This is a genomic window from Fibrobacter sp. UWB16 (assembly GCF_900215325.1).
In the GTDB taxonomy this organism is placed as follows: Bacteria; Fibrobacterota; Fibrobacteria; order Fibrobacterales; family Fibrobacteraceae; genus Fibrobacter.
Window position 1 is genome coordinate 926,324 of record NZ_OCMS01000001.1, and the last position, 23,281, is coordinate 949,604.

General features: G+C 42.5%; 23 protein-coding genes and 1 tRNA gene. 19 read left to right on the forward strand and 5 right to left on the reverse strand.

Features of this window, described 5'->3' with window-relative positions:
- Nucleotides 1-20: 20 nt before the first annotated feature.
- Nucleotides 21-1,076 carry a hypothetical protein gene (locus CRN95_RS03830; protein WP_088630623.1) on the reverse strand — a complete coding sequence of 352 codons (1,056 nt, stop codon included), beginning with the start codon at nucleotides 1,074-1,076 and terminating at the stop codon, nucleotides 21-23.
- A gap of 158 nt (nucleotides 1,077-1,234) precedes the next feature.
- On the opposite strand from CRN95_RS03830, the gene CRN95_RS03835 reads away from it, so the two are divergent.
- From CRN95_RS03835 to CRN95_RS03850, 4 genes are all read left to right on the forward strand, one after another.
- Nucleotides 1,235-2,668: a glycogen synthase gene (locus CRN95_RS03835; RefSeq protein WP_097020128.1), complete on the forward strand. Its 1,434-nt coding sequence runs from the start codon at nucleotides 1,235-1,237 to the stop codon at nucleotides 2,666-2,668.
- A tRNA-Ile gene (locus tag CRN95_RS03840) sits at nucleotides 2,659-2,732 on the forward strand. The genes CRN95_RS03835 and CRN95_RS03840 overlap by 10 nt, the downstream gene beginning before the upstream one ends.
- A gap of 106 nt (nucleotides 2,733-2,838) precedes the next feature.
- Nucleotides 2,839-3,342 carry a type IV pilin protein gene (locus CRN95_RS03845; RefSeq protein WP_097020129.1) on the forward strand — a complete coding sequence of 168 codons (504 nt, stop codon included), beginning with the start codon at nucleotides 2,839-2,841 and terminating at the stop codon, nucleotides 3,340-3,342.
- 90 nt (nucleotides 3,343-3,432) lie between these two features.
- Nucleotides 3,433-5,469, forward strand: a complete 2,037-nt coding sequence (locus tag CRN95_RS03850) for a glycoside hydrolase family 3 N-terminal domain-containing protein (protein WP_097020130.1) — start codon at nucleotides 3,433-3,435, stop codon at nucleotides 5,467-5,469.
- Here CRN95_RS03850 and CRN95_RS03855 read toward each other — a convergent pair.
- Nucleotides 5,466-6,464, reverse strand: a complete 999-nt coding sequence (locus tag CRN95_RS03855) for a HigA family addiction module antitoxin (protein ID WP_097020131.1) — start codon at nucleotides 6,462-6,464, stop codon at nucleotides 5,466-5,468. The genes CRN95_RS03850 and CRN95_RS03855 overlap by 4 nt on opposite strands.
- A gap of 182 nt (nucleotides 6,465-6,646) precedes the next feature.
- Here CRN95_RS03855 and CRN95_RS03860 point away from each other — a divergent pair, with 182 nt between their 5' ends.
- The 5 genes from CRN95_RS03860 to CRN95_RS03880 all read left to right on the forward strand — a co-directional run bounded on the left by CRN95_RS03860 (nucleotide 6,647) and on the right by CRN95_RS03880 (nucleotide 12,517).
- Nucleotides 6,647-7,936: a DUF4062 domain-containing protein gene (locus CRN95_RS03860; RefSeq protein WP_088630618.1), complete on the forward strand. Its 1,290-nt coding sequence runs from the start codon at nucleotides 6,647-6,649 to the stop codon at nucleotides 7,934-7,936.
- 50 nt (nucleotides 7,937-7,986) lie between these two features.
- Entirely contained in the window at nucleotides 7,987-9,132 is a 1,146-nt protein-coding gene (rffA, locus tag CRN95_RS03865; protein WP_097020132.1) for a dTDP-4-amino-4,6-dideoxygalactose transaminase, read from the forward strand.
- A 6-nt stretch (nucleotides 9,133-9,138) separates the two neighbouring features.
- Nucleotides 9,139-10,359 carry an acetyl-CoA carboxylase biotin carboxylase subunit family protein gene (locus tag CRN95_RS03870; RefSeq protein WP_088630616.1) on the forward strand — a complete coding sequence of 407 codons (1,221 nt, stop codon included), beginning with the start codon at nucleotides 9,139-9,141 and terminating at the stop codon, nucleotides 10,357-10,359.
- A gap of 97 nt (nucleotides 10,360-10,456) precedes the next feature.
- Nucleotides 10,457-11,596 carry a Gfo/Idh/MocA family protein gene (locus CRN95_RS03875; RefSeq protein WP_088630615.1) on the forward strand — a complete coding sequence of 380 codons (1,140 nt, stop codon included), beginning with the start codon at nucleotides 10,457-10,459 and terminating at the stop codon, nucleotides 11,594-11,596.
- On the forward strand, nucleotides 11,597-12,517 hold the full coding sequence (locus CRN95_RS03880; protein WP_088630614.1) for a glycosyltransferase family 2 protein: 921 nt from the start codon (nucleotides 11,597-11,599) through the stop codon (nucleotides 12,515-12,517).
- On the opposite strand, the gene CRN95_RS03885 is transcribed toward CRN95_RS03880, so the two are convergent.
- From CRN95_RS03885 to CRN95_RS03895, 3 genes are read right to left on the reverse strand one after another with little or no spacing between them, the layout of a single operon-like run.
- The gene (locus CRN95_RS03885; RefSeq protein WP_088630613.1) at nucleotides 12,474-12,728 is read right to left on the reverse strand and encodes a hypothetical protein; all 255 of its coding nucleotides are present in this window, start codon (nucleotides 12,726-12,728) and stop codon (nucleotides 12,474-12,476) included. The two genes, CRN95_RS03880 and CRN95_RS03885, sit on opposite strands and share 44 nt — an antisense overlap.
- Nucleotides 12,719-13,282, reverse strand: coding sequence for a DUF3990 domain-containing protein (locus tag CRN95_RS03890; protein ID WP_088630612.1), 564 nt, complete (start codon nucleotides 13,280-13,282; stop codon nucleotides 12,719-12,721). The genes CRN95_RS03885 and CRN95_RS03890 overlap by 10 nt, the downstream gene beginning before the upstream one ends.
- Complete coding sequence (locus tag CRN95_RS03895) at nucleotides 13,275-13,496, reverse strand: DUF3791 domain-containing protein (RefSeq protein WP_085491469.1); 222 nt, start codon at nucleotides 13,494-13,496, stop codon at nucleotides 13,275-13,277. The genes CRN95_RS03890 and CRN95_RS03895 overlap by 8 nt, the downstream gene beginning before the upstream one ends.
- A gap of 213 nt (nucleotides 13,497-13,709) precedes the next feature.
- Here CRN95_RS03895 and CRN95_RS03900 point away from each other — a divergent pair, with 213 nt between their 5' ends.
- The 10 genes from CRN95_RS03900 (at nucleotide 13,710) to CRN95_RS03945 (ending at nucleotide 23,281) form a co-directional block, all read left to right on the forward strand.
- Nucleotides 13,710-13,889 (forward strand): hypothetical protein, encoded by a 180-nt coding sequence (locus CRN95_RS03900; protein ID WP_088630611.1) that lies wholly within the window; start codon nucleotides 13,710-13,712, stop codon nucleotides 13,887-13,889.
- Nucleotides 13,890-13,985: 96 nt separating this feature from the next.
- Nucleotides 13,986-15,476: a lipopolysaccharide biosynthesis protein gene (locus CRN95_RS03905; RefSeq protein WP_159462266.1), complete on the forward strand. Its 1,491-nt coding sequence runs from the start codon at nucleotides 13,986-13,988 to the stop codon at nucleotides 15,474-15,476.
- A 3-nt stretch (nucleotides 15,477-15,479) separates the two neighbouring features.
- Nucleotides 15,480-16,652: a Coenzyme F420 hydrogenase/dehydrogenase, beta subunit C-terminal domain gene (locus CRN95_RS03910; protein ID WP_088630609.1), complete on the forward strand. Its 1,173-nt coding sequence runs from the start codon at nucleotides 15,480-15,482 to the stop codon at nucleotides 16,650-16,652.
- Nucleotides 16,640-17,770, forward strand: a complete 1,131-nt coding sequence (locus CRN95_RS03915; RefSeq protein ID WP_088630608.1) for a polysaccharide pyruvyl transferase family protein — start codon at nucleotides 16,640-16,642, stop codon at nucleotides 17,768-17,770. The genes CRN95_RS03910 and CRN95_RS03915 overlap by 13 nt, the downstream gene beginning before the upstream one ends.
- 25 nt (nucleotides 17,771-17,795) lie before the next feature.
- Complete coding sequence (locus tag CRN95_RS03920) at nucleotides 17,796-18,545, forward strand: glycosyltransferase family 32 protein (protein WP_088630607.1); 750 nt, start codon at nucleotides 17,796-17,798, stop codon at nucleotides 18,543-18,545.
- The gene (locus CRN95_RS03925) at nucleotides 18,542-19,480 is read left to right on the forward strand and encodes a glycosyltransferase family 2 protein (RefSeq protein ID WP_097020133.1); all 939 of its coding nucleotides are present in this window, start codon (nucleotides 18,542-18,544) and stop codon (nucleotides 19,478-19,480) included. The genes CRN95_RS03920 and CRN95_RS03925 overlap by 4 nt, the downstream gene beginning before the upstream one ends.
- On the forward strand, nucleotides 19,477-20,412 hold the full coding sequence (locus tag CRN95_RS03930) for a glycosyltransferase family 2 protein (RefSeq protein ID WP_088630605.1): 936 nt from the start codon (nucleotides 19,477-19,479) through the stop codon (nucleotides 20,410-20,412). The genes CRN95_RS03925 and CRN95_RS03930 overlap by 4 nt, the downstream gene beginning before the upstream one ends.
- Nucleotides 20,413-20,420: 8 nt before the next feature.
- A complete protein-coding gene (locus CRN95_RS03935) occupies nucleotides 20,421-21,329 on the forward strand; it encodes a glycosyltransferase family 2 protein (protein ID WP_088630604.1) in 909 nt (302 codons plus the stop codon).
- A gap of 21 nt (nucleotides 21,330-21,350) precedes the next feature.
- A complete protein-coding gene (locus tag CRN95_RS03940) occupies nucleotides 21,351-22,463 on the forward strand; it encodes a glycosyltransferase family 1 protein (protein ID WP_088630603.1) in 1,113 nt (370 codons plus the stop codon).
- 110 nt (nucleotides 22,464-22,573) lie between these two features.
- A complete protein-coding gene (locus tag CRN95_RS03945) occupies nucleotides 22,574-23,281 on the forward strand; it encodes an FkbM family methyltransferase (protein WP_159462267.1) in 708 nt (235 codons plus the stop codon).

Consider the following 23,281-nt stretch of genomic DNA (forward strand, 5'->3'; position numbering starts at 1 on the left):
TCTTTAAATTCCGTTACGAATTAGTGACCGAGGTACTTACGACCAATGCCGTACTGGTCCTTGTATTCGATGTAGTCCGGAACAAAGCCCTTCGGGTAAGAGAAGCTAACATTCACAGAGCACTGGAATTCGTTCATCAACTTGCCCTTGCCCTTGAACTTTTTCTGCTTCTTTTCAATCTTTTCGTCACCCTTCTTGCCTACGAGAACTTCGGCTTCGCACCAGCCCGTGTTGCCCTTGGCGTAGACTTCCTTGCCATCGGTAGAAACGAGCTTGATCTGGGACGGGTCGAGTTCAGTGTTGTTACCCGTAGAAGCCCAGAACTGGAGTTCGCAGGAGAAGCCATTCTTGGACTGCTTCATAGTCGGGAGAGCCATCACGTAACCCCACTTGTCCACGCGCTGCTTGCCGCTCAAGTCCGGAACGTTTTCGCCGAAGATGAGGAAGTAACCGCGAGTGACCTTGCGGCTCTTGTTCAAAGCATTCTGGATTTCCTGGTTCGTCGGAGCCATTTCAGCCATGCGGAGGAGCAAGTATTCCTTCACGACCGGATCGTCTTCGCTCAAAGCTTCCTGCAAGTTGCGAGAGACATAGAGTTTTTCAGTTTCTTCACGGATGCTCTTGATGGCAGATTCTGCAATGTGGCGGGTCTTAGCGACGGATTCAGCAGAGTCGATCTTTGCAAAAGCATTGATGATCGTTGCGTAGTCAACGCCTTCCTGAGCAGCTTGGCGCTTACCGATATCGCCGAGCGTCTTGACGTATTCTTCAACAGTAGCGTCTTCCTTGACCTTACCGATGTTGGATGCAGCCTTTTCAAAGTAGTTGCTGATGAGATCGCTGCTCAAGTCCTTCTTGGATTCCATATCACCGGCACGCACGAGAGCGAGGGTGAAGTTGTCAAAGAATTCATCGGACATCTTGCCCTTCTTCTTTGCCTCAAGATAAGAGTTGATAGCATTGCGGAAACGGCCTTCCTTAAGGTGTTCGTCGCCGCGCTTTTCGTTAGTACCCTTACAGCCAGTCATCGTCAAGGCGACGGCAGTAGCCAAAGCAGCAATGAAAATCTTCTTCATTTTGTATCCTTCAGATGAAGTTTTGGTAAAAAAAATTGAAAAGGACTCTTTATCAGGTTAAAAAATAAAATTCACCCTTTCAGTTGAAATTTAAATAAATAAATTTATACATACCTATTTTTATAGGTAAATTTTTATTTGGAGTGTATAAAAAAACAATGAATATACTCGTCGTAACTCCAGAAGCGGGGAACTGGAAGGTACCGAGCCCCCTCGCGACCGCAGTAAACTGCATGACACAGGCATTTGCCAATGCCGGGTCCCAGGTTATTACCTGTTCGCCGTTCTACAAAGACCATATTGTAGATTCCGACAAGTATCATTGCGTTTTCAAGGGCGTCGAAGCGCTACAGGACAAGCCGTTTGAGGTCTGGCGTTCTGACGACGACCCACTCCACACTTATATATACAACGAGGAATATTTCGGCAGGCCCTATGTTTACGGGCCTCCGCACTCGCTCCCCTATAGCGACAACCACCTGAGATTTGCCATGTTCGCATCAGCCGTGCTCACATACTGCAGCCAGAGCGACTTCAAGTTCCAGGCAATTCTCGGGCACGAATGGGGTGGCGCACTCGTCGGCGCACTCTGCCACACCGTTTACCAAGAAGCGTTCCACAACATCCCGTTTTTCTTCAACGTCCATAACATCACTTACGACTTCCACGTGCAGCCGAGCGAAATCGAAAAGATCGGCCTCCCGCGCAAGGACTTCAACATGGACGGTTACGAATTCTGGGGCAAGGTCAGCCTCCTCAAGGCGGGCATCCTGTATGCCAACAAGGTCCTCTTCCCGTCTTCGGGCTATCGTGACGCCATGCTCAACACGAACCTCCCCGGCGGCCTCAGCGGATTTTTGAACCGCAACAGCGAAAAGCTCCTCGGCATCCAGTTCGGCGTGAACTACAAGTTCTGGGACTTCAACGACAAAGCAAAGCGCCCCATCAAGGAAGCGAAGCGTATCGCCAAGGCGAGCCTCGGCCGCCAGTTCGGCATGGATCTCACAAACAAGCTGATTATTTACAGCCACATGGACATGGATTCGGGCAACGCCTCCGAAACGCTTGCAACAATCCTTTCGGATATCGCAAAGGAAAACGCCCTCATCATCGTGGGCATCCCGCCGGAACACCCCGAGTGGAACTACTACCAGGAAGTTTCTCACCAGTACGGCAACTTCATCCGCATCCTCCAGTTCGATTCCGAAGAAGCGAACAACAGAGAAAAGTTGCGCGACACGCTCGCCGCTTCTGACATTTTGTTTGCAGCCAACCTGCAAGAGCCGTCCGCCTCGATTATCCTCAAGGCCATGGCCGCAGGCACCCTCCCACTTACCGGCCGTAACGTGGGCATTGCAAGCATGCTCACCGACTACACCCTCGAGACCGCAGGCGAAGCAAACGCCTTCCTCGTCGATGATGCGAACGCCCCACACCAGATGTTGCGCCGCATCAAGGATGCGATCAATGTGTACAACACGGAAGTCGCCGATTGGGACAAATGCGTTGTAAACGCCTATAGCGGATTCCACTACGAGTGGGCAAAGACAATTTCAAAATATTTACTAATTTTGGGTGAACTGGGGCTTTAGCTCAATCGGTTAGAGCCGCGGACTCATAACCCGTTGGTTCCCGGTTCAAGTCCGGGAGGCCCCACGAAAAGCATTACCTAACAAGGTAGTGCTTTTTTTTCTTTTCCAATCCTTTTCATCGGTAAATAACTTATTTTTAAATTAAATAAAACATCGATATGTGGAGCAATATGGAGAAACAAGGTTTTTCCCTTATTGAATTAATGGTGGCAGTCGTCATCTCGGGCATCCTTGCTGCGGTTGCCGTTCCTAAGCTGTTCGGCTTTATTGACAAATCCAAAGCTTCCGAAATTAGCGTTGCCGCAGGAACCTACATGAAATTGCAAGAAACATACGCATTCGAACATGGAAAAGGCGGCAGCTGGCACGACATCGGATACAGGTCCCCCGCAGGCAACAGCCTCGGAATCGCAAGCTCCGCAAACTTCACCTACGACGCCACGGAACACTATTACAACTGGGTCACCGAATCTACCGTCAACCTAAACAATTGTCCCAAAGGCAGCAAATGGTTTCTCAATTACTCCCTTAGCGAAGGGGCTCACAACATCAAGTTTTGGACCTCCAGCGATAACGTTATCGGTTGCATAGACGAATTGACACCAAGCTTCAAACGACTGAGCAACACGACAACCCCAATTACAACGCCCACAAAGTCCGGCGGCAAAGAATAAAAATTGTGTCCAGACGTACACAGTAAAAAGCGGGCTCGTGTTTTCACGCCCGCTTTTTTGAATGTAGATTTATCTTGTAAAAGGTAAATTATGAATTTTTCAAAAATCGGCATTTTTGCATTTGCGACAATCGCAGCCATCACCACTGCACAGGCAGGAATCAGCGGCGTCATCGTTGATGAATCCGGCACTTCCGTCCACAACGCTGCAGTCACCGTCAGGACACTCCCGAAGCTCATCGCCAACGCGCGAACACTCTCAAACGACAAAGGCGCATTCAGCTTGGGTAATGCCAAGAAAGGTCAAAGCATCGTCGTACGCAAAGCGGGATTTTTACCCGAAACACTCAGAGTCGTTCCCGGCAAAAACAATTACAGCAGCATCACGCTAAAGCGCGACCCGATTGAAACTCGCATCGACAGCATCATGGCAAAGATGACTCTCGACGACATGATAGCCCAAATGACGCAAGCCAAAGCTCCGGCCATAAAATGCGGCAACAGCATCTGCGGATCCGCACTCGAAGGCGGCGGTGCATACACGGCAGACTTTTACGCAAACGCCTGGAAACAGAAAATCCCGGTCACCTACGGCAAGGACAACGTCCACGGCGTCGCCGACGTGAATAACGCAACAATCTTCCCGCATAACATCGGGCTCGGCGCCACGCGAGATTCCGCACTCGTTCGTAAAATCGGACAGGCCGTCGCCGAAGAAATGTGGGCAGCACACATCGACTTGAACTTCGCCCCCGCCATCACTGTTCCGCAAGATGAACGCTGGGGCCGCGTGTACGAAGGCTTTGGCGAAACAACGGAACTCGCTGTTGACCTCGGAGCCGCATTTGTACGCGGTCAGCAAGGCGACAACAATGACGCCGAATGGCGCATCATCACCACGCTCAAGCACTTCATTGGCGACGGCGCTACCGACAACGGTTACGACCGCGGGAACGCCACCATGACAGACAAAGTTCTCCGCCAAAAGTATTTGCCGCCTTACGAAGCAGGCATTGAACAAGGCGCACTCAGCGTCATGGCAAGTTTCAACCAAGTAAACGGCATCCACCAGCACGTAGACTCCGCAAAAATCACAGGCATCCTCAAGACAGAACTTGCTTTTGACGGTTACGTCATCGCCGACTGGGAAGGCATCGAAAGTTCGACAACGCCGGGCGCCGCAGGCGACTACTCGCCCGGACTCGTCACCGGAATTTCTTCGAAGGACGCCATCAAGAACGCCATCAACGCAGGCCTCGACATGGCAATGGTTCCGCAATCCGCCGAAAGCTTTGTCAAGAGCATGAAGGAGCTCGTTGCATCAGGTGCGATTAGCGAAGAACGCGTCAAGGATGCTTGCCGCAGAATCTTGCGCGCCAAGATTCGCGCGGGCAGGATTGACAATCCAAGCGGCCCTGCCGCTTACGTTGGCGTCACAAAGAACATCGGCAGCGCAGAGCACCGCCAACTCGCCCGCGAAGCTGTGCAAAAGAGCCTCGTCATTTTGAAAAACAAGAAAGTACTCCCGCTCAAGACTACAGACAAGATTTTCGTCACCGGAACCCACGCCAACAACACCGGCTTACAATGCGGCGCATGGACACAAGGTTGGCAAGGCACCATGGAAAACGTCCCCGGCGCAACATCTATCCAGGCAGGCTTTGACGAAGTTGCAAATGGCGCACGCGTTGCCACCACCGAAGAAGCAAAGACAATCGTCTATGTAATCGGCGAAGTTCCGTATGCCGAATGGTTCGGCGACTACCGCGGCGATGACTTCAACAACAAAATCATCACCAAGAAAGCCAGAACCGATATGTCGTTCAATAGCACCGACAGTGACATCGCACAAATTAAAGAATGGCAAAAAGCAGGCCACAAAGTCGCCGTCGTACTCATCACCGGCCGCCCACTCCCCATCACCTCGCTCATCAACGCCGCCGACGCATTCGTCGTCGCATGGCTCCCCGGAAGCGAAGGTGCTGGCGTTGCGGATGTACTCTTTGGCAAAGTCAAGCCCACGGGCAAACTCCCGCACACTTGGCCCAAAGACGCCAAGCAAATCCCGATCAACGTTGGCGATGGGAAAAAGGGACTCTACCCGTACGGATTCGGGTTGACTTACTAAGCGTCAAAACCCGCCTCCAGCATGCACTTCTGCGCAAAGCAGTTGGCTTCGTCCTCTTTTTCGGGATAGTTGTGCGTGATTTCGATGTTCTGCAAGCAGATTCCCTTCTTGCCATGATAAAGCACATGCGCAAGCTCATGAAAGAATGTGAACCACATCGTTTCACGCTTTTTAAAGCGGTCATGCAACTGGATTAGCGGAACATCCTTGTACCAGCGATACATGCCGTGAATCGGCGAGCTCTTGAAATTCTGTACAAAAAGCACGCGAATACCTATTTTGCGGCATAACTCTTGCAAGCCAGTCATGCAGTCGTCAACCACTTCCGCCTCAGGCGTCCAGTAGGTGATACGCTTTTCGCGCTTCGGCAACTTCTTGTTTGCAGCCGCAAACGCAATAATTTCAGGAAGCGCCGCCTTAAGCTTTTTACGAACCGCAGGCTGCCCCAGCTTTTCCATCGGATCCTGATCCGACAGAATCTCGCCACGGCGAATCCACGCCGAAGTCACATACGGATCCTTGACCTCCGCAAGCGAAATACGGAACGCCACCTTCAGTTGCGCCTTTTTGTAATAACCATCCCATGCCTGCGGAGATGCCACCGCAAAGAACTTCAACAGAGGCATCAAAGATTTGCTTTCATCCTTTTTTTGTCGAACCCATTCGCGGACATCAAGTTCCACGGGGAAAGACTTTTTCCAAAGGGACTGATCCATAAGCGAAGCCTTAATTTTCTCACGCGACAAAAATTCGTCGTAAGCCATCTGACTACGCAGCCAAAACCCAGCAGGTATTTCCGTAACCATTTCAAGAGAAATGGCCGATTCGGGCGTGATTCGGCAATTTCCCTGCAAAATGTCATTCACCGCCTTGGGCGTGTAGCCCATGCGTGCAGCCAAATCATTGGCATCAAGGCCCATTTCTTCAATTTTTTCAGCAAGATGCCGCCCAGGCGGCGTCACTACAGCTAATTCATCACATCTATAAACCCGCATTTAATCCTCATAATTTTAATACACCTATAATATAATTCAAAATTTTAATATAAGCAAGTGGTGTAGTATTTTCATCAGAGCACCAACAAAAGTCCGCCCCCTTGACAGCGAAATCGCGAGGAGTATAAATTTAGGGGCACCTATTTTTTGAAATAGTTAAAGGAGTAACAACGGAAGGATTTATGAAATTTCAAATATTTATTTCAAGCGTACAAAGGGAATTTGCCGAAGAACGCAAACAGCTATTCTCATACTTAACGAACGACCCAATTTTGTCGTTATTTTTCAAGCCATTCATCTTTGAAAATCATCCAGCAAGCAACAGCAAAACCCATGACATTTATCTTAAAGAAGTCGAGAAAAGCGATATATATCTAGGACTTTTGGGTAACGAATATGGCACGGCATCGAAAAACAGCATATCCCCCACAGAACAGGAATACAATCTTGCAAATAAGCTACATAAAACATGCCTTATATTCATCAAAAAAGACAATTCACAAAGACACCCCAAAGAGATAAAATTCATTCAAAAAGTTGAAAAGAACAACGTGAGGCGATCATTTACCGACTATGATGAATTGAAAAATGCTGTATATAAAGCCCTTGTTCTTTACATGGAAGAGAAAGAACTCATTCGAACAGGTCCTTTTGATCAAGCCAAAAATAACGAGGCTACCATAGACGATATTGACGAAGAGAAAGTTCGAAATTTCATCCAGCTTTCAAAACAAAGACGTAATTTTAAACTAAGTTCCGACACCCCCGTTGAGAACTTCTTACGACATTTAGATATGATTGATGAAAAAGGCAAATTAGCCAACGCATCCATTCTCCTTTTCGGCAAAAAGCCTCAAAAATTCTTTATCACCTCAGAAGTAAAATGCGCCCAATTTTATGGGAACAAAGTTGAAAAACCAATTCCCTCATTACAAATCTACAAAGGCGATGTTTTTCAACTGATTGACCAAGCAACGAGTTTCGTACTGAGCCGCGTTGACAATTGGATAGGAACAAGAGCACAAGGCCTAACCGCAGCAGTCCCCACACATCCAGAACTTCCTATGGAGGCCGTAAAAGAAGCCATGCAACGTTGTGGATACATAGAAAAGACGGGAACCGGGACAGGAGACATTGTAAAGCAATGCCTACAATACGGTTTAAAAAAGCCTCTATTCCAAGATGACGACGACTTTAAGACCATCATCTGGAGAAAAGAGACACAAGAAATTTCCAGAAACGAATCCGAAAACTCACCAAAGGTTACAGAAAAGGTTACAGAAAAGGTTACAGAAAACCAAAGAAAAATTTTATTGATAATTAAGCAAGATCCGTCAGTGTCTCAAGACGAAATTGCAGCTATCGTAGGAATCAGCCGCATTCATGTAAATAAGAATATGAAAAAAATGGAACAAAAAGGAATCATTAAACGTGTAGGCCCCGACAAAGGCGGCCATTGGGAGGTAAAATGAGCACTACACTCCCAAAGAAATTATATATTACGCTTTGTAAAGAATTAGGGATGTGTAGAGCAATGAAAATTCCTTTTAACCAGCCTCCCTTCGTGGGGCCTGAAATTGATTATGTACGGAAGGCCGTTGAAAGCGGCCGAATCTGCGGCGATGGGCAATTCAACCAGAAATGCCACGCCTGGCTGGAACAAAAAACGGGCGTAGCCCGCGCATTGCTCACCACAAGTTGCACCCACGCTCTTGAGATGTCCGCACTTTTGTGCAACATCCAGCCCGGCGATGAAGTCATCATGCCATCGTTCACGTTCGTTTCGACCGCCGATGCTTTTGCCATGCGCGGTGCAAAATGCGTGTTTGTGGACATCCACCCCGACACCATGAACATTGACGAAAAGCTGATTGAAGAAGCCATCACAGAAAAGACTCGCGCCATCGTCCCAGTGCATTATGCAGGCGTCGGCTGCGAAATGGATACAATCAACGCCATCGCTAAAAAGCACAATTTATTCGTCATCGAAGATGCAGCGCAAGGCATGATGGCCACCTACAAAGGTCGTTCGCTTGGGGCGCTCGGAGATTTCGGTTGCTATAGTTTTCACGAGACAAAGAACTACAGCATGGGCGAAGGCGGAGCCATTCTCATCACCGACAAAAAGTATTCCGACCACGCCGAAATCATCCGCGAAAAAGGCACAAACCGCGTGCAATTCCACCGCGGTGAAGTCGATAAGTACACATGGGTTGAACTCGGCTCGAGCTACTTGCCGAGCGAACTCAACGCAGCTTACCTCTACGCCGAACTCGAAAACGCTCAAAAAATTTTCGACAATCGCATGGCAAGCTGGAAGGCCTACCGAGAACGTTTACAACCTCTCGCCGATGCAGGCGATTTGCAGCTCCCGTACATTCCGGCAGAATGTTGCCACAACGCTCACATGTTCTACCTGAAGGTCGCCGATTTAAAAACGCGCACAGCCCTCATTGCGCATCTCGTCAAAAATGGAATTCTCGCAGTATTCCACTACGTGCCGCTCCACAACGCCCCCGCCGGTAAACGTTTCGGACGTTTCAATGGCGAAGACCGTTACACCACCCACGAAAGCGACCGTCTGTTACGACTCCCCATGTTCTACGGATTAAAGCCAGACGATCAGGAATTCGTGTGTGATAAAGTAAAGGAATTTTTCGGGAAGTAAAAAGAAATGGAGCAAAGCAATCCACAAAAGAAGCTCTTGTTATTAGGCGGCAGCCATGCTGAAATTCCGCTCATTCAAGCGGCACATGAACTCGGCTGGTACGTGATTACTACGGGTAACAATCGCGATGGGCTCGGACACCCTTACGCCGACAAGACCGTTTTTGCAGACTTCAGCGACAAAAACGCTATGTTAGAACTAGCCAGCAATGAAGGCGTGCAAGCCGTTTGTTCCGGATGCAACGATTTCGCTTTGCTTTCAACAGTGTACGTTTGCGAAAAAATGGGATTGCCAGGGCATGATTCCTATGCGACAAGCCTTGAGCTACATCATAAGGACAAATATCGCGCACTTGCGACAAGACTAGGAATACCGACACCGCAGGCAATTACAATTAAAGTCGCCGAGAAGTGCTCTTCCGAGATGCGCGAAGATTTTGACGAGGCAATTGCACAGCTCACCTTTCCCATCATCGTCAAACCCGTTGATTTGACCGGTGGCAAAGGCATCCACCGTGCCGCCAACATCGAAGAAGCTCGCGCGGCCTACAAAGATGCCTGCAGCTGCACTCGGCAAGACCACATTGTAGTCGAAGAATTCGTACAAGGCACAAACCACGGATTCTCCGCCATGCTCGTGAAAGGCAAAGTCGCATTTGCATTTTCCGACAACGAACAGTATCACCTCAACAAGTACATGGTCTCGGGAGCAAACTCGCCAAGCACCACAAGTGCTGCGGGCCTCGCCAAGCTCCGTGACTACAGCGAACGCATCGCCCGCGAATTACACCTCGTCGATGGCATTTTGCATATCCAATACATCGAGCGTGCTGACGGCACGCCAGTCATCATTGAGATATGTCGCCGACCGCCAGGAGATCTGTACATCAAATTCGTCAAATACGCCACCGGAATCGACTACCCAAAATTCATTGTGATGGCAGAAACTGGAATGGATATTTCGGGCATCGCCGATGTTCCCACGCAAGGATCCTGGCTCAGGCATTGCATTATGGCGGACCGTGAAGGAATAGTCCGCGACGTCACCTTTGCTCCAGAAATTCAAAAGAATATCGTCGAAAAATTTCTGTGGTACAAGCCGGGCGAATCTATTTCAGACAAGCTCTTATACAAAGCAGGCATCGTATTTTTCAAGTTCGACACCCTCGCCGAAATGCAAGACAAAACAGCAAGAATGACGGAACTTGCCAAAATCATAGTAGAATAAAGGAGATTCCGGGTCAAGCCCGGAATGACAACTAAAAACGCCATGGCGGACCAGATCCGCCATCTAATCGAAAAGAAATATCCTATATTCAAAAACGATGAAAAAAGAACCTTACCAAATTGCGTTTATCGGAGGCGGAATCAATTCAGCCATCGGCGAAGTCCACAAGGCGGCAAGCCAGATGGACGGCCATTTTGAACTCGTGGCCGGCGCATTCAGCACGCACGAAGAAACAAACCGCGAAACTGCCCACACCTGGGGTGTTTCCGAAGAACGCACGTACGCGAAATATCAAGATTTATTGCAAGCCGAAAAAGGCAAACTCGATGCAGTCGTAGTACTCGCACCGACAGACTACCACAAAGACATCGTCATCGACGCGCTCAAAGCAGGTTACCCCGTCATTTGTGAAAAGTCGCTCGCCACAAGCGTTGCCGAAGGCGAAGCCATTGCAAAAGTTGTTGCCGAAACAAAAGGATTTTTCTGCACCACGTACAACTACACCGGATACCCGATGATTCGCGAACTCAAGCAGTTCATCGCCGATGGTAAGCTCGGAAAAATTCAGCAAGTGCAAGTTGAAATGCCGCAAGAAGGCTTTATGCGCCTAGGCGCAAACAACGAACCGCCCAAGCCGCAAAGTTGGCGACTCAAGGACACCGTGATTCCGAAGATTTCACTCGACCTCGGCAGCCACCTGCACAACATGATTTACTTTTTGACAGGCGAACGCCCCGAACACATCGTCGCCGACCAGACAACCTTCGGACTCTTCCCGCAAATCGTTGATAACGTGGGCGCACTCGTGCAATACACGAACAACGTTCGCGCACAAATCTGGTTCAGCAAGACTGCACTCGGCAACCGCAATGGGCTGCGCATCCGCGTTTACGGCAGCGAAGGCAGCGCCGAATGGTTCCAGCTAGAACCCGAAACGCTCAAGACGTGCGACCTGCGCGGCAACGTTAGCCTCCGCGACCGCACCGGCGACGTCAAAATTGCCAACCAGCAGCGTTACAATCGCTTCAAAGCAGGCCACCCCGCCGGATTCATCGAAGCTTTCGCGAACTACTATAAAGACATCGCCGATTGCCTCAACCAGTATTTTGCCACCGGCAGCTTCAAAAGCCAGTACGTATGCGGCATCCGCACATCGCTCGAAGGCCTCGCCATGATGCAAGCCGCCGCCAAGTCCGCCCAAAGCAACAAGTGGGAATCCGTTCAGCAAAGGTTCTAGATGAAACTCTCTTTTGTAATTCCCTGTTACCGTAGCGAAAACACAATCTCGGCAGTCGTCCAAGAAATCCGCGAAACAATCGCCACACGCCCAAGCACCGAATACGAAATCGTACTCGTCAACGATTGCAGCCCCGACAACGTATGGCAAGTCATCAAGAAGCTTGCCGCCGAAGACACGCATATCAAGGGAATCTGCCTCGCCAAAAATTTCGGTCAGCACAGCGCGCTCATGGCTGGTTACGGACAAGCTACTGGCGATTACATCATCAGCCTCGATGACGACGGACAAACGCCCGCCAGCGAAAGCTTCAAGCTCGTCGACAAAATCGAAGAAGGTTATGATGTTGTTTACGGCTATTACAGGCACTCCGCGCAGCACCTGTTCCGCCGCTTTGGTAGCTGGGTCAACAAGAAAATGGCAGAAGCCATCATCGGCCAACCCAAGACGCTCCACACCACGAGTTTCTTTATCATGCGCAAATTCATCGCCGATGAAATCGTGCGCTATCCCCACCCCTTCGCCTACATCAGTGGCCTCGTTTTCCGCGCCACCAAGAGCCTCGGCAACGTAGAAGTCGAACACCGCCACCGCATAGAAGGCGAATCCGGCTACACCCTCACAGGCCTCATTCGACTCTGGATTAACGGCTTTACCGCATTCTCCGTGAAGCCCCTCCGCGCCGCCACCTTCATCGGCATCCTCTGCGCCCTCGTAGGCTTCGGGGCCGGCCTCTTTGTCATTTACAAAAAACTCATGTTCCCCGAAGTCCCCGTTGGCTACACCAGCATGCTCGCCACCATACTCTTTACCGGCGGCATGATCATGCTTTTGCTCGGGCTCATCGGCGAATACATCGGCCGCATCTACATCAGCATCAACCAGTCACCGCAATACGTTGTGCGCGAACAGACGTTTTAGATAGTTCCTGACGGTATAGTTCCTCTATAAATGCGGGGCCATCCCACCAAAGCTTGCTACTTTCATTATAGAGCATTTGTCCCGTATGCGAGCGTAAAAAGCGAGGCAAAACATCGGATGCATCACAACCATCCTCTTTTGCTATGCTTTCAACAACCATCGTAGTAAGCAAGTCAATGGCTGCATTAATGCGATCAGTCATTACATCCATACACGTTCACTCCCCATAAACGACAGTTGGTTCAATGCGGCATTAGACTTGAAGCAATACTGATTCTTTAATCGCTCTGGAAGTAACAACCGAATGCAAATATCATCTGCAGAGGCAGAGCCAATCTCGCCAAACGCATTCGCCATATAAGTCACAATCGTACTATTGGTTGCATCATTTGCAATTTTGCCCCCAATAACATCATATTTAGAGCAATCTCCCAGCACATCAGCGAAAACGTTTTTCTTTCGATGAGCAACTACACAATGAAGCCAAGATGAATCAGCAGTCTCATAGATTTTGATATTGAGATAGCCATCCTCTTTATACCGGAACGCCGAGACCACGCCATATTTTTGACTTGCAACAAGACTATTTTCTATAGCTTTCTGCGTAGAAATTTTAGCAAAGGATTCGGCCTGTTTCTTGTCAGTTGTCAGGTAAAAGCCTTGACCAAAATCCTTATAACGAGCGCACTTCTGTAAATCAGGAGTTTGTACTTCGCAAAAGCTACCATGGTAAAGGATGTCTCCATCTTTCAATAAATCAACCACAGGTAGCCCCCTTCGCGTCAAGATACTGCTTTACATCGTCAAGTACAGCTAAATCACCCTCTACATGGAACAAATCCCACATCTTCGCGATATAATGATACACCCCCTTTTCTTCAAAAAGGGTTGCAACCTGCGGAAGCGACATTTTCCACCTTTCCGCCGCAAGACGCGTAAGCCTAGTCTGCATATAGATGATTTGCGATTTTTCGTCCATCGTTAATAAAATATATAAAAACAAATTTAAAGCGTTTTTTTACACTACCTCGCAGAAAGAACATAGCCATTGCTACCAGCATTAAAATCAGGATAAGAAAGACATTGTCAATACCCACAACAAAAACTAGTATAAAGCCCCAAATTAGGCATCAATCCCCATATAAATTCGCCATCATAGGACTTTTAATCTATATTATTGAAATAGATCTCTATGTCAAACAAAGAAGCATTACATCAACTCTACACACAATGTCAAAAAATCAATTTTGACGAATCCTTTGACATTATCTCATCGGCAAAAGACCCAGAAGAAGCTGATTTTTTTCGTTTGGTAACAGATTTCATCCTGAAGCAAAAGCAGAAAAAAGTTATCAAAGAGAACCTGTTCTAGATGAAAAGCAACAGCAGCATGACCATATTGAAATAAAAAACGACAACAAACAGGTTCACATATATAATGGCAACATTTTCACAACTTCCACTCAACATGATAGCCGCAGTTGCAGCATTTGTAGTGGGATTTTTTATTAATTTTTTCTTAACGCCATACATAGTCAAATCATTAGGAACCGAAGCATATGGTTTTATAGGCCTGACAACAAATATCATCAGCTATACAGGACTGATTTCAATAGCCTTAAATTCCATGGCCGGACGATTTATCACTATTGAATATTGTAAAAACAAGATAGACTCTGCCAACAAATACTACACATCCGTTTTCTTTTCCAATATCATCCTTAGCTTAATCATTGCATTACTTTCTTTGTTTTTCATCATATGGATGGAATCTATCGTCAGCATTCCTCAGACTCTTATTTTTGAAGTCAAAATGCTATTTGCATTATTAGCATTAAACAACATTTTCAACCTAATATCAAACACGTGGGGAGTCTCTCTCTTTGTAAAAAACAGACTAGATTTAGGAAACATTCGAAACATCCTAGGAACTGTGATAAACGCATCAACCATAGTATTGTGCTTCTCTTTTTTTAATATCCATCTTTGGTATATCGGCCTTGCCGGATTTCTTCTCGCAGCATACACTGCCATCACGAATTTTCGATTCGCTGCAAGCCTTACACCAGACCTACATATAAAAAAAAGTTATTTCGATTTTGGGAAAATAAAGGAACTTCTAAAATCAGGTGTTTGGAATCTAATTGCGAAGTTGGGCGACATTCTTGGGCAGGGTTTAGATCTTCTAATTGCAAATTTATTTATTGGCACCATTGAAATGGGAATGTTCGCAATAACTAAAAATATTCCTTTTTTGATACTCGGTCTTTTCCAAACCATATCCGGAGTTTTCGCCCCAGTTTTCACAAAATTATACGCCCAAAACAAAAAAGACAATCTTCTAAAAGAGATCCATAAATCTATTCGTTTCTTATCTTTTTTTGCAGTAGTACCCTTAGTATTTCTCTACATCTATGGAGATTGTTTCTTTAAACTTTGGCTACCGACAGAAGATTCATCTAAACTAATACGATTAACTATTTTGGGGACATTCGCCCTGCCATACACCTTACCCTTAGAATCCCTTTGGAACATTTTTACAGTAACAAATAAAATCAAAGTTCCAACAATTTTCACAGTCGCAAACAATCTTCTTGTTTTTGCAATTGTAATGGTATCCATGTGTTTTTTTGAATCACCAGAAAAAAGACTTTTCATTCTTGCTGGTACTCGTTCTATTTGCGGAATTATTCGAGGTTTCCTCTTCTTACCGATATATGGAGCTCAGTGCTTGGAAATATCCAAAAAATCTTTCTTTAAGGACATTTTCAAATCTCTTTTCTGTCTAGCACTTTGTCTTTTGGCAGGCTACGGAATTCGTCACATAGTAGTTCCAAATTCATGGATTGAACTATTCATCGCAACAACAGCCATCTGCATACCATGTTTCATTTTCAGTTTTATTATAATTTTAACTAAAGAAGACAGACAACTTATTTTAAAGAAATTCTTCAACTAATGTATGATAAGGATTGAAAACGAAATAGATTGCTGTGGATGTTCGGCATGCGAACAAGCATGTCCTGTTCACGCAATAAAAATGCATAGGGACAAACTTGGATTTGATTATCCTGTTGTTAACGAAAAAGCATGCATAAATTGCAAAGCATGTGATAAAGTGTGTCCTATAAAAAACGAGTCTGAAGAACGTATCCCCAAACACGTTTATGCCGTAAAAAGCAAAAATAAAGAAGAACGAATAGCTAGTTCCTCAGGCGGAGTATTCTCTATTCTCGCCAAAGACACATTGGCTAAAGGAGGAACTGTTTATGGAGCTGCGTTTGATAACAATTGGAAAGTACATCACATTCGTGTAGAATCTGAAACTGAACTATACCTTTTACGAGGTTCAAAATACGTTCAAAGCACAATGGGAACAACATTCAAACAAGTTCAAAAAGATTTACAAGATAAAATTCCTGTATTATTTTCAGGAACACCTTGTCAAATCGCAGGATTATTGAGATTTCTAAATAAGAAATATTCAAACTTAACCACCGTTGATGTTGCCTGCCACGGTGTACCAAATCCAAGAATTTGGGAAGACTATTTAAAAAACATTTCATCGAAAGGAAAAATTGAAAACATAATTTTCAAAGATAAGTCTACTGGATGGAAATGGGATTCATATAGTTTTAGCATAACGCTTTCTGGCAAAAAAATCATTGAAAATGCATGGCAACAACCATATATGCAATTGTTTTTACATGATTTTGTATTACGCCCGTCATGCCATTTTTGTCATTTTAGAAATGGGAAGAGCGGCTCGGACATGACGATAGCGGACTATTGGGGAATAGAACGAAATTATCCTGATTATTTTGACGATATTGGAGTAAGCGCATTAATATCATGGAGCTCACCTTTACATAATTGTATCAAGTCTCACGCTAATTATATAGAAACAAATTTTGACGATTTTTGTTACGGAAACATAGCTCTAAAAAAGAGCCCCCCCCAGAATTTTCATTCAAAAGTATTCTATTTCATGTATGATAGATTTCATTTCCCATTAAAGTTGAGTTTAAATACGGGTCTAGCAATAAAGTATTCGTACATATTTTTTCAAAAATTTTATTTTTTCTCATTATTTATCATAAAGAAAATTTTATTCATCCGCAAATGGCAAAAATAGGAATTATAACATTCAATTCGACAATCGACAACTATGGTCAAATACTCCAATATTTGGCAACTCAGGAATATTTAAAAAGTTTAGGTCATGTTCCAATCCTTGTCGAGCCCAACGGATGGAAAAGAACATTCCCCCGTCTTATCAAGTGGTCTATACAAATCACATATGGTTATCTTAAAAACGTCGCTTCACGATTAACGCCTCACAAAAAAAATTCAATTATTGAAAAAGAACTTGAAAAAGAAAACACATTCAAAGAATGGGCATTAACTACAGCAAATCAAGAAAAAACTCATCCCAGACACTTTAACTCTTTCAGAAAAAAGTATTTTTCATGTCAAACTGGGACTTTTGACGAAATACTTTCAAGTGGATACGATTCGTTCTGTGTAGGCAGCGATCAAACATGGTCTGCGGCAGGATGGTATTGGATGCTCGGCTGGGTGCAAAAAAAAATAAGGCGTTTTTCGATAGCGCCTAGCGTTGGGCACAGAAAATACACAAAAAAAGAACTAAAAAGTTTTACCCCCTATTTAAAAAAATTCGATTTCATCACCGTTCGCGAAAACAACGGCATTGAGCTTTGCAAACAATGCGGACGAAACGATGCTGTTAAAATTTTGGACCCCGTTTTTTTACTAGAAACTGGAGAATACAACAAGTTTGCAACAAAAGTTCCCCTTAATAAGCCATATGTATTAATCTATATGCTTGGCGGAGAAATTGCGTTGCCTATATTCAAAATCATTGAATTTTGTAACAGACATGGATTAGAAGTTAAGTATGTAGAAAGTCAAGGTAGAAATGAAAATATTCCAAACAAAATCTATGCAACTGTAGAAGAATGGCTCGGTCTGATAAGTAATGCAAAATATGTAATCACAAATTCATTCCACGGGACTGCATTTTCAATAATTTATCATAAGCCATTCCTTGTTTTTCCTCTTATAAATCTAATGAGCGATATGAATGAAAGAATATACGATTTAACAAAACAAATGGAGTTGGAAACAAGAATCTACAAGGATAATCTTGACATACTGTTATGCGATATAAATTGGGATATTGCAGACCTAAAAATCAAAGAAAATAAAAAATGGCTAAAAAATAAAATTTAAACGTAATTTAGTGTCGGAAATAATCATGATTCCTAAAACAATTCATTACTGTTGGTTCGGACGAAAGCCCCTCCCCGATTTAGCTTTAAAATGCATTGCTTCCTGGAAAAAATTTCTTCCAGACTATGAAATAAAAGAATGGACCGAAGACAATTTTAACGTCAACGAAATTCCCTATACAACTCAAGCGTACCAACAAAAAAAATATGCATTTGTAAGCGATTACGCCAGATTCAAAATAATGTATGAACATGGAGGCATATATTTTGACACAGATGTGGAAGTTATAAAACCTTTAGACGATATCATTGATAAAGGGTCTTTTTGGGGATTAGAAGAAGATTGCCTTACTGGAAAATTTGCATGCGCTCCGGGGCTTGGATTTTCTTGTAATCCCGGGCTTGGAATATGTAAAGACATGATAGAGTTATATAAATCATTAAATTTTTTACTTCCCAATGGAAAACTCAACTTAAACACCGTAGTTCAATACTTGTCAGAATTACTTATAAAAAAAGGAGTAAAGCCTCAATCAGGAATAATCCAATTTGATGAAATTAACATTTACCCAATGGAGTATTTTTGCCCTATAAGTTACGTAACTGGCGAAAAAAAATTTACCCCAAATACTAGAACAATCCATCATTTTGCAGCTTCCTGGGTAAATCCATACGACAATCTCCCGCTATATGCGAAAATTTGGAAATTTCTCCACTTACCTAACACAGATATTCGAAAAAAATTTTTCCAATCAAGCAAAAAAAATAAAGCATGATTCATCCTCTAGTTTCCATAATCGTCCCCATCTACAAGGTTGAGCCGTATTTGCGGCGATGCTTAGATAGCATTGTCAACCAGACCTACGCGAATCTTGAAATCATCTTGGTAGATGATGGTTCCCCCGATGGATGTCCACAGATTTGTGATGAATATGCAGCAAAGGACAAACGCATTGTAGTCATTCACAAACAAAACGGCGGGTTATCAGATGCTCGAAATGTTGGATTAGATATATGCAAAGGAGAATTTATTTCGTTTGTTGACAGCGATGACTGGGTGGATGAAAAATATATTGAAGAGTTATTTAAAATTACAATAAAAGAAAATACTGACATTGCTATTGCAGAAAATATCCGAACTACGCAAAACACACCAAAACAAGACTCTAAAAGCGTTATAAAAACATATTCAAACAAAGAAGCGATTTTTCACTTATTCAGCCAGAATCACCTTGCATTTATAGTTTCATGGGGGAAAATATACAAACAAAATCTTTTTTCTACACTTCGTTTTCCTATTGGGAAATTTCATGAAGACGAATTCACGACTTATCTCCTATTTAATAAATCAAAAAAAATATCATACACTTCCAAAATTCTCTATTTCTATTTTCAACGCACCGACAGCATCATGGGAAATCAACACCCACATGATTTGTTAGAAGCAGAAGAAAAACAATTTGATTTTATATTAAAAAATAACATGATTGATTTACTATCCACCCAAGCCAAACTTATTTGTTGGCAAATTTTATACATTAATAGTATTTCATCAAATGAAAATCTTAAAATAAAACTATATTACTACGAGAAATATCTAAAAAAACAAAGCAATCCCTTTATCCACTATTTTCTACTTAAAATTTTTTGCAAGCACCCCTATTTATATACAATCCTTCGAAAAATTTCACCATTCCATATCAGAAAATGAATCCCCTAGTATCTTTAATCGTCCCCATTTATAATGCGGATAAATATTTAACCCGCTGTTTAAATTCTATTGTAAACCAAACGTATACTAATCTGGAAATCATTCTCATTAATGATGGCTCAACCGATACAAGCCTGAATATCTGCAATAAATACGCCCAAAAAGACTCCAGAATTGTACTTATCAACAAGACAAACGAGGGCGCTTCTGTAGCTAGAAATATAGGCATTCAGATGTCCTGTGGAGAGTACATTGCATTTTTGGATGCAGACGATTGGATAGCCTCCAATTACATTGAGCAACTAATGATACCATTTGAATACGAAGACATTGATATATCCATATGCAATTACCAAATATGCAACGATTACATTTTAACACCACCCGAATTGAATCACAATTTTTCATACAGAAACGCAAAAGATTATTTGCTTGAAAATCAAAAAAAAGGAAATTTCACAATAATCGTTCCTTGGGGTAAGATATTCAAGAAAAAAATTATATTTGGTATATTCTTCCCTGAAAGGCTCCATTTTGAAGATGAAGCTACTGTATATAAGTATTTTTACGCGTCCAATCAAATTGCAGAATGCAATTATAAAGCGTATTTTTACTTTCAGTCAAAAAATGGATTAACAAAATCTGTATACCCCCAACACCCTGAAGATGCTATCAAAGTATTCGAATCACAATATGAATTTTTTAAAGAAAAAAAAGATACAGCATTTTTTCAACAAACCTTAGCAACATTATTATGGAAATGTTTAACTTTATACATCTTGAAGAAAGACAAAAGAAATTTTGCAAAGAATAAAATAACCCAATATTTAAAAGATTTCCAGGATTTCAATGTCAATTACGAACATTCACATTCTTTAAGTTTTTTTTGTCATTTCCCCTTTATTTATCTTTTATATAAAAAAATATTTTAGAGTTTTTTATGCCGTTTGTCACCATCTTCACACCCACCTATAACCGTAGACAATTGATAGAAAGGCTCTATCAATCACTTTTGTCACAAACTGCAAAAAACTTTGAGTGGATAGTAGTTGATGATGGTAGTACAGACGACACGGAAAAATATTTTTCTGAAATACTTTCCAAATCACAGCTATTCCCAATTCGCTATATAAAACAAACCAACGGCGGTAAACATAGAGCAATAAACCGCGGAGTCCAATTAGCAAATGGAGAATTATTTTTTACTGTAGATTCAGACGATTATTTAACAAAAGATGCTGTAGAAAAAGTAACCAAATGGACCAATACCTTAGACAATTCGCACAAATGGGCAGGCGTAGCAGGACTTCGAGGAAACAAAGAACTCAACGTTATTGGAGAAAGGAACAATTCAAGCCTTTACATAGACGCAAAAAATACAGAACGAAGGCAGAATAATCTTCAAGGCGATAAACCCGAAATCTATTTTACTGAAATTCTAAAAAAATTTCCATTTCCCGAAATTCCTGGAGAAAATTTCATTTCCGAAGAAATTGTATCAAATAAACTCGCAAGAAATGGTTATTACATGCGATGGTTCAACGAAATTATATATATTGGGGACTATTTAGAAAACGGACTAACATACAACAACAACAAGCATACACAAAATCCACAAGGATGCCTATTATGGGCAAAAGGACAAATTTTATCATTTCCAAGAGACTGGAGAAAACGTTTTTTAGCAATCGGAATATATCATGGTGCTGTAAGAAAAAGACAAAACATATTCAAAACCGCATCTGATTTGAATATAAGCTCTTTAACAGTTATATTAGCTTACACGATAATAATGCTCTACAAGCCCTTATATGATTTTTCAACTAAATTAGCTCATAAAACCAAATAATAGCCTTTTAATAAATCCCTTATGAATCTTTTAATTGACATGTCCTGCATAAATGCGAAGAATGTTCACGCAAGCATTCCTACATACATAACCAAGTTGGTTGACTCCTTTTACTCTAACGGGATTTCCAATATAACATTGCTAGCAGACATAAGCCAATTTAAGTCATATTCCCAAAGGTATCCAAACTACAAGATATACACAATCAAGCGAAATTATCTTCTTTACAGGATTCCAATAATCAGCGACTTATATGCTCGCTATACATACAAAAAAGCACTCTCAAAAATAAACTGCGACACAGTCCTTATCGCAAGCGATCAAGATCGCGGAACAATAGCTGAAATCACTCAAAAAAAAATCATCGTTATTCATGATTTAAAAGGGATAAAAACAAATTCCAGAATAATAAATTTAAAAAATCTTGCCTTTTACAAAAAACTTATAAATCAAGCATCTACAGTAGTAGCCATTTCTGGGTGTACAAAAAAAGACATTATTCAATATTTGTCTATTTCCGAAAACAAGATCCATATCATTCCCAATAGTGTATCACTGTCAAAAAGCAGCACTCAAATAGAAGGTATCCCCAACAAATACATTCTATATGTAAACACACTTCAGCCGCATAAGAATGTTCAAACACTTATAGCAGCATACAATGAATGTAAGTTTAAAAACGATTATAAATTAGTCATCGTTGGTAAAGAAACCACTTTTTGGGATAATCAGGTCAAATCGCTAATTAAGCAAAATAAACTAGAGCAAAACATAATCCATCTAAAAGATCTCTCTAATGAAGAACTCCACTATGTTTATGAAAACGCCTCTCTATTCATCACCACATCACTACATGAAGGCTTTGGCTACACCCCCATAGAAGCTGCAATATGCGGAGTCCCTGTAATCAGTTCAACTAGCGAAGCTCTAAAAGAGTCAACACAAGGATTACTAAATTATTACAAACCAGCAAATGATTATATTTCATTATCAAAAAAAATAGATGAAATTATCAGCACGCCTCCATCCAAAGCCTCACTAAAGGCAATTGCAGAAAAATTAAAAAAAGATTATTCTCCAGAGACCCAATTAAACAGATTTATTTATATAACAAATTCATTAAATCAAGGATAAAAATGTTTTCCAACATTCGAAACAATCTTAAAAAAAACAAGTTTTGCATCAAACTTTACTCTATTTTGCAATGGCATGAAAGAATATACGCATTAAAACGATTTCTATACATGGATAGAGAAATGGAAAAGAATGATTTCGTTTTGACCATGAAAAATGGGATAAAATTTTACATTCCATATTACAAAACGGATCTTATTCAAAAAGAAATTGCCAACACAAAAAATTTTTATGAAGTAGAAATACTAAACACAATCTTCAAACAATCCAGATTTTACACGCCCCAAAAAGGAATTTTTCTTGACATTGGTTCAAATATAGGAAATCACACTTTATATTGTTTTTCAAAGGACCTTATACAAAGCGCATACTGTTTTGAGCCCGTACAAGACACTTTTCAAATATTACAGAAAAATATTTCGATAAACAATCTTCAAAATAAAGTGAAATTATTTAATGTTGGCGTAGGAGAAACACGAGGAACGGCACAAATAAAAAGCTACAACATAAACAACACGGGTTCGTCACAACTAAAGATCTCAAGCGAAGGCAATATTCCAATAATTTCCATCGACGATTTAAAATTTGAGCAAGATATTTCTTTTGTAAAAATTGATGTTGAAGGATTCGAACTCAATGTTATAAAAGGAATGCTCAACACAATTAAAACGCACAAGCCCACTATATTCATAGAAATTAGGAATCCGTTTTTCAATGAAATCAACAAATACTTGAAAGATTTTGGATACAACCACCAAAGAATAGATAACGAAACCGATAATGATATAAGCAATTATTTATTTTTTTACAACGGGTAA

What these genes read in the sequence shown, in the direction of transcription:
- CRN95_RS03830 (WP_088630623.1), bottom strand. Translation starts at nt 1,076, where the DNA reads ATGAAGAAGATTTTCATTGCTGCTTTGGCTACTGCCGTCGCCTTGACG.
- CRN95_RS03835 (WP_097020128.1), top strand. Translation starts at nt 1,235, where the DNA reads ATGAATATACTCGTCGTAACTCCAGAAGCGGGGAACTGGAAGGTACCG.
- CRN95_RS03845 (WP_097020129.1), top strand. Translation starts at nt 2,839, where the DNA reads ATGGAGAAACAAGGTTTTTCCCTTATTGAATTAATGGTGGCAGTCGTC.
- CRN95_RS03850 (WP_097020130.1), top strand. Translation starts at nt 3,433, where the DNA reads ATGAATTTTTCAAAAATCGGCATTTTTGCATTTGCGACAATCGCAGCC.
- CRN95_RS03855 (WP_097020131.1), bottom strand. Translation starts at nt 6,464, where the DNA reads ATGCGGGTTTATAGATGTGATGAATTAGCTGTAGTGACGCCGCCTGGG.
- CRN95_RS03860 (WP_088630618.1), top strand. Translation starts at nt 6,647, where the DNA reads ATGAAATTTCAAATATTTATTTCAAGCGTACAAAGGGAATTTGCCGAA.
- rffA (WP_097020132.1), top strand. Translation starts at nt 7,987, where the DNA reads ATGTGTAGAGCAATGAAAATTCCTTTTAACCAGCCTCCCTTCGTGGGG.
- CRN95_RS03870 (WP_088630616.1), top strand. Translation starts at nt 9,139, where the DNA reads ATGGAGCAAAGCAATCCACAAAAGAAGCTCTTGTTATTAGGCGGCAGC.
- CRN95_RS03875 (WP_088630615.1), top strand. Translation starts at nt 10,457, where the DNA reads ATGAAAAAAGAACCTTACCAAATTGCGTTTATCGGAGGCGGAATCAAT.
- CRN95_RS03880 (WP_088630614.1), top strand. Translation starts at nt 11,597, where the DNA reads ATGAAACTCTCTTTTGTAATTCCCTGTTACCGTAGCGAAAACACAATC.
- CRN95_RS03885 (WP_088630613.1), bottom strand. Translation starts at nt 12,728, where the DNA reads ATGGATGTAATGACTGATCGCATTAATGCAGCCATTGACTTGCTTACT.
- CRN95_RS03895 (WP_085491469.1), bottom strand. Translation starts at nt 13,496, where the DNA reads ATGGACGAAAAATCGCAAATCATCTATATGCAGACTAGGCTTACGCGT.
- CRN95_RS03900 (WP_088630611.1), top strand. Translation starts at nt 13,710, where the DNA reads ATGTCAAACAAAGAAGCATTACATCAACTCTACACACAATGTCAAAAA.
- CRN95_RS03905 (WP_159462266.1), top strand. Translation starts at nt 13,986, where the DNA reads ATGATAGCCGCAGTTGCAGCATTTGTAGTGGGATTTTTTATTAATTTT.
- CRN95_RS03910 (WP_088630609.1), top strand. Translation starts at nt 15,480, where the DNA reads ATGATAAGGATTGAAAACGAAATAGATTGCTGTGGATGTTCGGCATGC.
- CRN95_RS03915 (WP_088630608.1), top strand. Translation starts at nt 16,640, where the DNA reads ATGGCAAAAATAGGAATTATAACATTCAATTCGACAATCGACAACTAT.
- CRN95_RS03920 (WP_088630607.1), top strand. Translation starts at nt 17,796, where the DNA reads ATGATTCCTAAAACAATTCATTACTGTTGGTTCGGACGAAAGCCCCTC.
- CRN95_RS03925 (WP_097020133.1), top strand. Translation starts at nt 18,542, where the DNA reads ATGATTCATCCTCTAGTTTCCATAATCGTCCCCATCTACAAGGTTGAG.
- CRN95_RS03930 (WP_088630605.1), top strand. Translation starts at nt 19,477, where the DNA reads ATGAATCCCCTAGTATCTTTAATCGTCCCCATTTATAATGCGGATAAA.
- CRN95_RS03935 (WP_088630604.1), top strand. Translation starts at nt 20,421, where the DNA reads ATGCCGTTTGTCACCATCTTCACACCCACCTATAACCGTAGACAATTG.
- CRN95_RS03940 (WP_088630603.1), top strand. Translation starts at nt 21,351, where the DNA reads ATGAATCTTTTAATTGACATGTCCTGCATAAATGCGAAGAATGTTCAC.
- CRN95_RS03945 (WP_159462267.1), top strand. Translation starts at nt 22,574, where the DNA reads ATGGATAGAGAAATGGAAAAGAATGATTTCGTTTTGACCATGAAAAAT.